Origin of the sequence: Armatimonas sp. (assembly GCF_043757465.1) — a bacterium.
In the GTDB taxonomy this organism is placed as follows: domain Bacteria; phylum Armatimonadota; class Armatimonadia; order Armatimonadales; family Armatimonadaceae; genus Armatimonas.
Map to the genome: position 1 here is coordinate 1 of NZ_JAYVPL010000037.1, position 7,887 is coordinate 7,887.

The 7,887-nt window shown below is 58.9% G+C and carries 6 protein-coding genes; 2 read left to right on the forward strand and 4 right to left on the reverse strand.

What is annotated here, in order from left to right; translation table 11 throughout:
- Positions 1–284: 284 nt before the first annotated feature.
- From ACH2ED_RS04900 to ACH2ED_RS04910, 3 genes are read right to left on the reverse strand one after another with little or no spacing between them, the layout of a single operon-like run.
- Entirely contained in the window at positions 285–1,106 is an 822-nt protein-coding gene (locus ACH2ED_RS04900) for an SWIM zinc finger family protein (protein WP_395089088.1), read from the reverse strand.
- An 8-nt stretch (positions 1,107–1,114) separates the two neighbouring features.
- The gene (locus ACH2ED_RS04905; protein WP_395089089.1) at positions 1,115–4,138 is read right to left on the reverse strand and encodes a DEAD/DEAH box helicase; all 3,024 of its coding nucleotides are present in this window, start codon (positions 4,136–4,138) and stop codon (positions 1,115–1,117) included.
- A gap of 21 nt (positions 4,139–4,159) precedes the next feature.
- Positions 4,160–5,590 (reverse strand): DUF234 domain-containing protein, encoded by a 1,431-nt coding sequence (locus ACH2ED_RS04910; RefSeq protein WP_395089090.1) that lies wholly within the window; start codon positions 5,588–5,590, stop codon positions 4,160–4,162.
- A gap of 402 nt (positions 5,591–5,992) precedes the next feature.
- Between ACH2ED_RS04910 and ACH2ED_RS04915 the strand changes: the two genes are divergently transcribed.
- On the forward strand, positions 5,993–7,012 hold the full coding sequence (locus ACH2ED_RS04915) for a tyrosine-type recombinase/integrase (RefSeq protein WP_395089091.1): 1,020 nt from the start codon (positions 5,993–5,995) through the stop codon (positions 7,010–7,012).
- Here ACH2ED_RS04915 and ACH2ED_RS04920 read toward each other — a convergent pair.
- Positions 6,984–7,283 (reverse strand): helix-turn-helix domain-containing protein, encoded by a 300-nt coding sequence (locus ACH2ED_RS04920; protein WP_395089092.1) that lies wholly within the window; start codon positions 7,281–7,283, stop codon positions 6,984–6,986. The genes ACH2ED_RS04915 and ACH2ED_RS04920 overlap by 29 nt on opposite strands.
- Before the next feature lie 89 nt (positions 7,284–7,372).
- Here ACH2ED_RS04920 and ACH2ED_RS04925 point away from each other — a divergent pair, with 89 nt between their 5' ends.
- Positions 7,373–7,795, forward strand: a complete 423-nt coding sequence (locus ACH2ED_RS04925; RefSeq protein ID WP_395089093.1) for a GNAT family N-acetyltransferase — start codon at positions 7,373–7,375, stop codon at positions 7,793–7,795.
- Positions 7,796–7,887 lie beyond the last annotated feature (92 nt).

The window sequence follows — 7,887 nt, forward strand, 5'->3', positions numbered from 1 at the left end:
CATGGCCGAAATTACTTTTGAAATCCCGGCGCGGAACTCCTCCCTCGACAACGCCTCTTTTCAGCGCGGTTTCCACCGCCAAATTAGTCTAAACGCGAAAGGTTGAGCGATCATGGTAAATTCCTTTGGTTTCGTCACCTAAGAAGATACCCGCTCCGCCTGCCGAACCCGCTGCACAAACTAGCACACTCCGTTATCAACGAATCCTGCGATCAGCGGCGGTTATGGCTCGGTGCTGAACAGGGCATCAGGCATAGCTCATTGTATCGCGATATAGCGGTGGGCTATGGCGTGCCGAGCTGTTCAGAGGCCCTGTCCAAGCCCGGAGTGAGCACCTCGGTCAACGGGAGCTCGCCGCGCCAGAAGGGGAAGGGACCCAGTCGGTGCAGGAGCGGAGCGGAGGTGGCGGGGGGGCGCAAGGTACCCAGCGCTGGCAGCGAGGTAATCCCTCCTTCCCAGAAAGCAAGCGCATCGCTGGGGAGTGGCTCGGGCAGCAGCGGCTTGGCTTCTTCTGCCTCCACCACGCCCCCGGTGAGCTTGCCCAGGAGTGCCTCTCGACCCCGACCACGCAGAGCAAAGATCAGGAAGGGGTTCCGGTCTAGCTCCTCGGCCAAGAGGCAGAAAACCGCCGCCGTATGCTTGCAGGGATCACCCCAGTCCGGACAGGAGCACGCCGCGACGAGCTCTTTCTGGCGTGTGGGAAACAGCGAGAGCCTGGCCTCTGTGAAGACCGCCTCTATCTCCTCGGGAAGCTCTCCCCCCAGAAGGCGGGCTACCAGCGCGGGCTCGCTCTTGAGCTGCTCGATAACCCGCTCCCACTCCGTGTCGGTTAAGTCTTTGAGGGCGATGGAAATATCGTAGGGGCGCGGGCGGGAGCCCTGCACAGTGGCGACAACACTGCCAGAAGCGCACTCCAGGGTCAGCACCTGCCCACTGCGAGCGTAGGAGCGTCCCCGCGCCAGCCGCGACTCCATTCCAAATGACTCAAGGGTCTGCATCCAGCGGCGGCCCCACCAGGTCTCTCCAAACGCCCCCCGCTTAGAGCGCGCCTGAATCCCGCCTTTTGCCTCTTTACGCCGCGTTGGCTCGAAGTATCTCCAGGACATAATCGCTACTAACCCTCTCCCTCTTTAATGGCACGTTCGCGGGAGAGCGCAAAGAGGCTCTTGAGCTCACCGGTCGAGAGCTCCGTCAGCCACTGCTCGCCGCTACCCACCACACTCCCGGCGACTTCTCGCTTGCTGGCGATGAGCGCCGCAATGCGCTCCTCCATCGTTCCCTGGCAGACGAACTTATGCACCAAGACATTGCGTACCTGCCCGATCCGAAAGGCTCTATCCGTTGCCTGATCCTCGACGGCAGGGTTCCACCAGCGGTCAAAGTGGATCACTTGTGAGGCCGCTGTTAAGTTCAGCCCCACCCCACCCGCCTTGAGCGAGAGCACGAAAAACGGTGTACGCCCCTCGCTTTGGAAGCGCTCCACTAATCTGTCGCGCTCTTTCTTCTGCACCCCGCCATGAAGTAGCAAGACCTCGCGGCCAAATGTCTCCCGCAGGTACTTCTGCAAGAGCATGCCCATCTCGGCAAACTGGGTGAAGATCAGGGCTTTCTCGCCCGAGGCCAGTAGCGCCTCGCACAGCTCCGTCAGGCGCTCCAGCTTGCCGGAGCGGTTTGCCAGCGCGGAGCCGTCGGAGAGAAACTGCGCCGGGTGATTACAGAGCTGCTTGAGCTTCATCAAGGTCGAGAGGATTAGCCCTCGCCGCCCCATGCCCTCCGCATCCTCCAGGCGCTCCTCAAGATCGCGTAGCACGGCTTCGTAGAGGCTCGCTTGCTCAGCGGTGAGAGGGCAGAACTCGTCTTGCTCGATCTTATCGGGCAGGTCAGAGATAATGCTCTTGTCGGTCTTCATGCGCCGCAGGATCAGCGGCCCCGTGCGTTTTTTGAGCTTTGCGGCTGCGTCTTCGTCACGCTCTTGCTGAATCGGGACATAGAACTCTTTCTTGAATGTCCGCTCCGAGCCAAGTAGCCCTGGATTGAGGAACTCAAAGAGTGCCCAGAGATCCCCGACATGGTTTTCGACAGGGGTTCCCGAGAGCGCTACCCGCCACTGGGAGTTCAGGGCGCGTGCTGCCTTGCTCTGACGCGTCTCCGGGTTTTTGATATTCTGCGCCTCGTCCAAAACGACTCCGGTGAACGTATATTTCGCCAGCTCCTCGCCATCTCGGTGAAGCAAGGCGTAGCTGGTGAGCAGGATATCACTCTCGTGGAGTGCCTTCTCCAGCGCCTTGCCGTGTGCTCTCTCCGGGCCGTGATGCGCCAGAACCGAGAGCGAGGGCGCAAAGCGGGTGAGCTCTCGTTGCCAGTTGCCCACCACCGACGTTGGGCAGACGATGAGATTTGGTTTGGGCGAGTCGAGCAGCAACGCGATGGTCTGGGCGCTCTTTCCCAGCCCCATGTCGTCGGCGAGGCACGCGCCCAGCCCCAGATCGGTGAGGAAGCGTAGCCAGGCATAGCCGCGCTCTTGATAGGGGCGGAGAACTCCCGTAAACCCCGTCGGTGTGGGGCGCGGCTCCAGCGCTTGCTCGCCTGTAAGCCGTGCCAGAAGTGCCCCAAGTTCGCCGTCGCCGCTGACACTCTCTACCCCAATGGGCATTTCCCCCACACCCAGGCTCAGGCGGATCAAGTCTTTCAGCGAGAGCGCCTTGCCATCCTGCTTTTTCCAGAAGGCCAGGGCTTTTTGCAGCTCTTCCTGATCGAGCTGAACCCACTTTCCACGAAGACGTACCAGGGGCTGCTTGGCTTTTGCCAGGCGCTCTAGCTCCTTGAGCGTGAGCGGCTCGCCCTCCAGTGCAACCTCGTAGTCGAACTCAACCAGGCTCTCCAGAGTGAGGCCACTCTTGCTTCCCTGCATCTTGGGATTCTTAGCCGTGACCCGGCTGGCGAGTTTGGGGCGGCTCTTGCCTGTCCACCAGCCAGGAAGCTGCACCACAAACCCTGTCTGCTCTAAGAGCGCGGCCCGCTCGGTGAGAAACACATGCACCCCGGCCAACGAGAGCATAAAGCCCGTTGCGGTCGGTGCCTTGAGGCTCTGGCTGACCTCGGGGCAGATGCGCGATGCTTCCCCCAATGCCGTAAGCAAAAACTCTCTGGGACGGAACCCTGGCACACGCAGCAGTGAGGCAAGTGCGCCTTTTCCACTCCATGCGGCTTCGGCGGGGACAAAGAGGCTGGGGTCTGCGGCGGACTGCAAAAGATAGTGCACCTGCCAGGCCGTGCTCTCCGGCATGTCGGTGGCAGGCTCCTCCAAGCGCAGGCACAGGCGAAAGGGAGCGGCCAGTGAGAGAAAGAGCGGACGCTGCCAGGAGTGGATAGTCGCCGCAAACTCGCTCAAGGCTTTCGTCTCGGCTTTAAGCTGGCTGTCGCTGGCTTGCAGAGCGTGGAGCCACTGGTGGTGCAGGCTGGCAAACTCCCGTGGCTTTTTCGGGGAAGACGTAGGGCGAACCAGCGTGTCACAGAGACGTGTCAGGACTCTCTCCAATACAGCGCTTGCCGGTTTTTGTGGCGGCTCGCTGCTCTGGGTGATTTGAGTGAGCGCACGGCAGACTCCCGGCATGGCTTTGGCAAGAGCCGCAAAGCGCCGAGCGTCTTCTCCGGCAAAGACAGGTTGCCACTGGGCAAACCACTCGCCCTTATCCTCCACAATACCGGGGATGAGCTGCTGCCTGAGGGTAAGTGCCGTGGCGAAGCGGAAGACAGCGGCCCAGTAGGCCAGCGATGCCCCCAGCCGCACCCCCGGCTCCAGCGCTTCTTTATCCTGGCAGGCGGCAAGCACCCCCACCATTTCGGCTTCGTCGAGAGGAAGCGCGGTGACTTGCCAGCGAGCCAGTGTCGGCAGGCCCTCGGGTGCCTCTCCCAGAAGCGGGCTGCTTGGCAGAGGTCGTCCGTTTACCGTTGGCAGGAAGGCGTGTGCTGTCCAGGCACTGCGCACCAGCGAGGCAGACGTGTAGGGGCGAAGCACCTCCGCGAGTCGCTTTGCTCCCGGATCGTAGGGCGAGAGTGGCGCTTTGGCTGTCGCCTCGGACTGCTCTCCCCAGATCAGGAGGGAGCCTTGTTCTTCACTTGCATGTAAAATGAGCATGGATTTGATTGTATTATAAGGCTAGAGAAGCTCTCTCGCTCCAACAAGCTGTAAGGCAGCGGTAGGATCGGCGGCAAGCGCTTCTAATTCGGGCGTGAAGCCGCTACCCGAAAAGAGCACGTAGCGTGGATGCTCTCGCCAGCTTACCTCCGGGAGCTGCATAACTTTCCCCACCAGAGTTGTGTACACATCTACCCCGACCGGGCCAGCCTGCGCCCACTTACACTCCCCAAACAGAAATGTCCCCGAGTCCAGCCGCGCCACCACGTCAAGCTCGATCTGTCCGTTGCGGCTCCACCAGCGGCCCGCCTCCAGAATCGTGACACCGAGGTGCGCTCGTCCCTGCTTGCGGAGCCACTGGTGACAGATTTTCTCAAAGACATACTGTCCCATGTAGACCGAGAGTTGAGGAGCAAGCTGCTCCGTCCACACGAACTCCACGGGAGTAAAGGCGAGAGCGCTTTGCCTTGGATGAACCAATCGGTACCAGAACGTGAGGAACGGATCACGAATCTCCCAGAGGGCGCGGCGGTCGCTGCGTTCGTCAAAGGGGCGGGAGCGCTGAATCCAGTCCAGCTCCACCAGACGATTAAGGTAGTAGGAGAGGCCGCTGACCTCAATGCCAGTAACATCGGCGATCTGACCTGCCTGAGTTCGTCCCCGCGCAATGGCTGTGAGGGTGGCGTGGTAGGGGGCGGGGTCGCGAATCTGCTCGCTTCCTAGAAGAAACTGTACCTCGGACTCTAGAGGTGAACCAGGCCGTAAGATCAGGTCACATATCGCCGATGACAGAGGCTGCGAGCGATCTAGCAGTGCATGATAGCGCGGTGTCCCTCCCAGCATTCCATAGAGAGTAAGCTTCTCGGCAGTGGTATAGCTGGCTTCCTCGTAGAACAGAGTGCTATCGCCGTAAGTCAGGGGCTCCAGCTTCAGAACTCCTGCGTTGAATCGCCCAAAGAGTGGGGCAGTCTGGGCTCCCAGTGCCATCATCGTGGAGAGCTGCGAGCCGCAGAGCACCAGAAAGAGCGGCAGTTGCCCACCTTCCTTATCCCACCAGGCTTGTAGAATGCTGGGTAGCTCGGGGGTCTGCTGAATCAGGTAGGGAAACTCGTCGAGAATCAGCCCGAAGTGCTCCTGACGGCCTCGGAGCGAGTGCGTCAGAAATCTGAGTAGTGTATTCCAGGTCTGGGCGATCTCTTCGGGAGTAATGCCTTCATCGGGGAGGGCTTCCAGGAGTGTCTGGGCGAGGGCGAGCCGCTGGAGGGCAGGCGTACTCTGATCGGCCAGGTGGTAAGCATGTGGCTTGTCAGCAAAAAAGTGCTGGAGTAAGTAGGTCTTGCCCAGTCGTCGTCGTCCGTAGAGGAGAGCAAACTGTCCTCCTGGGAGAGGTCGAGTCCATGCCCTTTCCAGTGCGTCCAGTTCATCGGTGCGGTTATGAAAAGTGAGGCTCATAGTTAGTACATCTTGCTCAAGTGTAGTTTAGTAAAGTATACTTGAGCAAATTGCGGGCTGTCAAGATTAAAGATAAAGGGAAGGTATTTGGGCACCTTTTAAAGGAGTCAGCAGATCTTCTAGAAACGAGAGGATCACTTGATATTTTTGGAATTTTTTATGTTGATAAATACCAATAAATTGTATTTATTATTAAGTCAGCATATTTAGGGTCGGCAAAAATTGCAAAATGTGGTACTCTAATCTTGGCCGTTTTGATAGCAAAACGGCCAAGATTCGTAAACAGCAGGTCACCGGTTCGAACCCGGTCGTCGGCTTTCTCCTGTAGAGTGTCTGTACTTGATTCTTATTGACACTTCCTGTTAACCTGGAAGTGTCTGAGAATTAAGAAGGGCACAGCAGATGTCTGTTTCATCCCCAACTCAACCCGCTACCTGGAGCATCGCGCTCCGAGAGTTTCTGCTCCACAAAGAGGCAAACTACGCCTCGAAAACCGTCCGCTACTACAAGGTTCAGCTCAACGGGCTTATCGCTTGGGCGGAAAAGAACGACATTGCCTTCGAGTCGTTCGGCAAGCGAAATCTCGATGGCTACCTCGTAGAGCGCCAGCGTGACGGCAAGTCGCAGCTCACCATCCACCACGACGCTATCTGCGCCAAAGCCTTCATGTCCTGGTGCCAGAAGAACGACCTGCTGGATCGCTCCCTGCTCTCGGAGTACATGATCCGCAAGGCTCCCACCCCTCCCAAGTACATGCCTACCCAGGAAGACATGTCGGCACTAATTCGGGCGGCACACGACATCTGGAACGTCGAGAAGAACCCCGGCGTTCGCTACGAAGATCCCGTCAGCCGGGCGTTTCACCGGGACCGCAACTACGCCGTCATCATCGGCCTTCTTGACTCCGCCTGCCGTATCAGCGAGATGCTCTCCCTCAAGCTCTCCGACTATGATCGAACAGGGCGGCAGATCACGATCCGCGAGAGCAAGAGGCGAGAGTCACGCAACATTCCGGTCTCCCGAGACTTTGAGAAGGCGCTGGAGCCCTGGATGAAGCTACGCAGTCGCCTTACCAAGAACATGAAGCCGGGTGAAGACGAGGGCTGGATCTTCCTTACGGAGTTCGGCGGACGTTTGAATGAGACTCAGTTCCTCAAGTCGCTGCGGCGCTACACCACGTTCGCCAATCTTCCTCGGGAGATCACGCTCCACTCACTTCGCCGCTACAGCCTCAACAAGCTCTCCAAGACTGACCTGCTCGGTGCTCAGCGCATTGCAGGGCACAAGGAGACCTCAACGACACTTCTCTATACCAAGATCGATGCGGATCATGTCCGCAGCGTCCACGAGCAGGCGAGCGTCGTGGCGGGGATCGTCGCCAACAAGCGCGAGGTCAAGAAGGAGCGTCGCCGACTGATTTAGCTGGCTCTTCACCCGTGAGCAGCCAGCAAGGGGAGCACTCTAGAGCCTGGGCGAGAACAGAGAGTTCGATGTCCGAAACGATACGTCGCCCTCCTTCGATTCGGGAAAGGTCGTAGATGGTCGGATTCCAGGAACCGTCCGTTGCCGCAAGCAGCCGCTCGCACAGCTTGGGCTGGCTGAGCTTCAGGGCTTTGCGTCCCTCTCGGACACGCTGTCCGGAGAGATTCTGACGAGCATCGGTGGTTCTTAGACGAGCGGAGCCTCGTGGCATAGCTGCCATTGTCTCGCCCTTGCGACTGGATAATATTGCCTAAGTAAGCAATAATGGCCTACTTAGGCAACTTTGAAAGGAGATTTGAGATGAGAGTAGAGACCTGTGCCAGTGCGGAAACCGTCGAAGCGGTGGTCCGCCTCTTTGAGCGGCTCGCCCATGAGGAGGGCTGGCAGCCCGGCGACCAGCTCCGTGCCCATGTCGGGCGCTCGGTATTCTTTGGCGTGTGGGACGAGGACAACCTCGTGGGTGCCCTCCAACTCATCTCGCCCGATGAAGCGGGAGAGGTTCCCACTCACCTCGTCTGGCCCGAGCTACCGATCATCGAGGCATCGCCGCTCGTTCTGCACGCCGCCGTTCTAGCGGTTCTTCCGGAGTATCGGGGACAGGACGGCGGGGCAGCGTTCTGGCAACTCAGTTCGGCTCTGTGGCGCTACTGTGTCGAGCATCAGGTCAAGACGGTCTGGCTGGAGGCGACTCCCAAGATGCTACGCGCGTATCGCCTTCTATAGCATTCCCAATTGATTTGTAAAAATACTATTCTCTGGTATACTCTCTTCATCTTTTTCCATGAGGTAATTTCCCAGAATGGCTTCCCAAGACA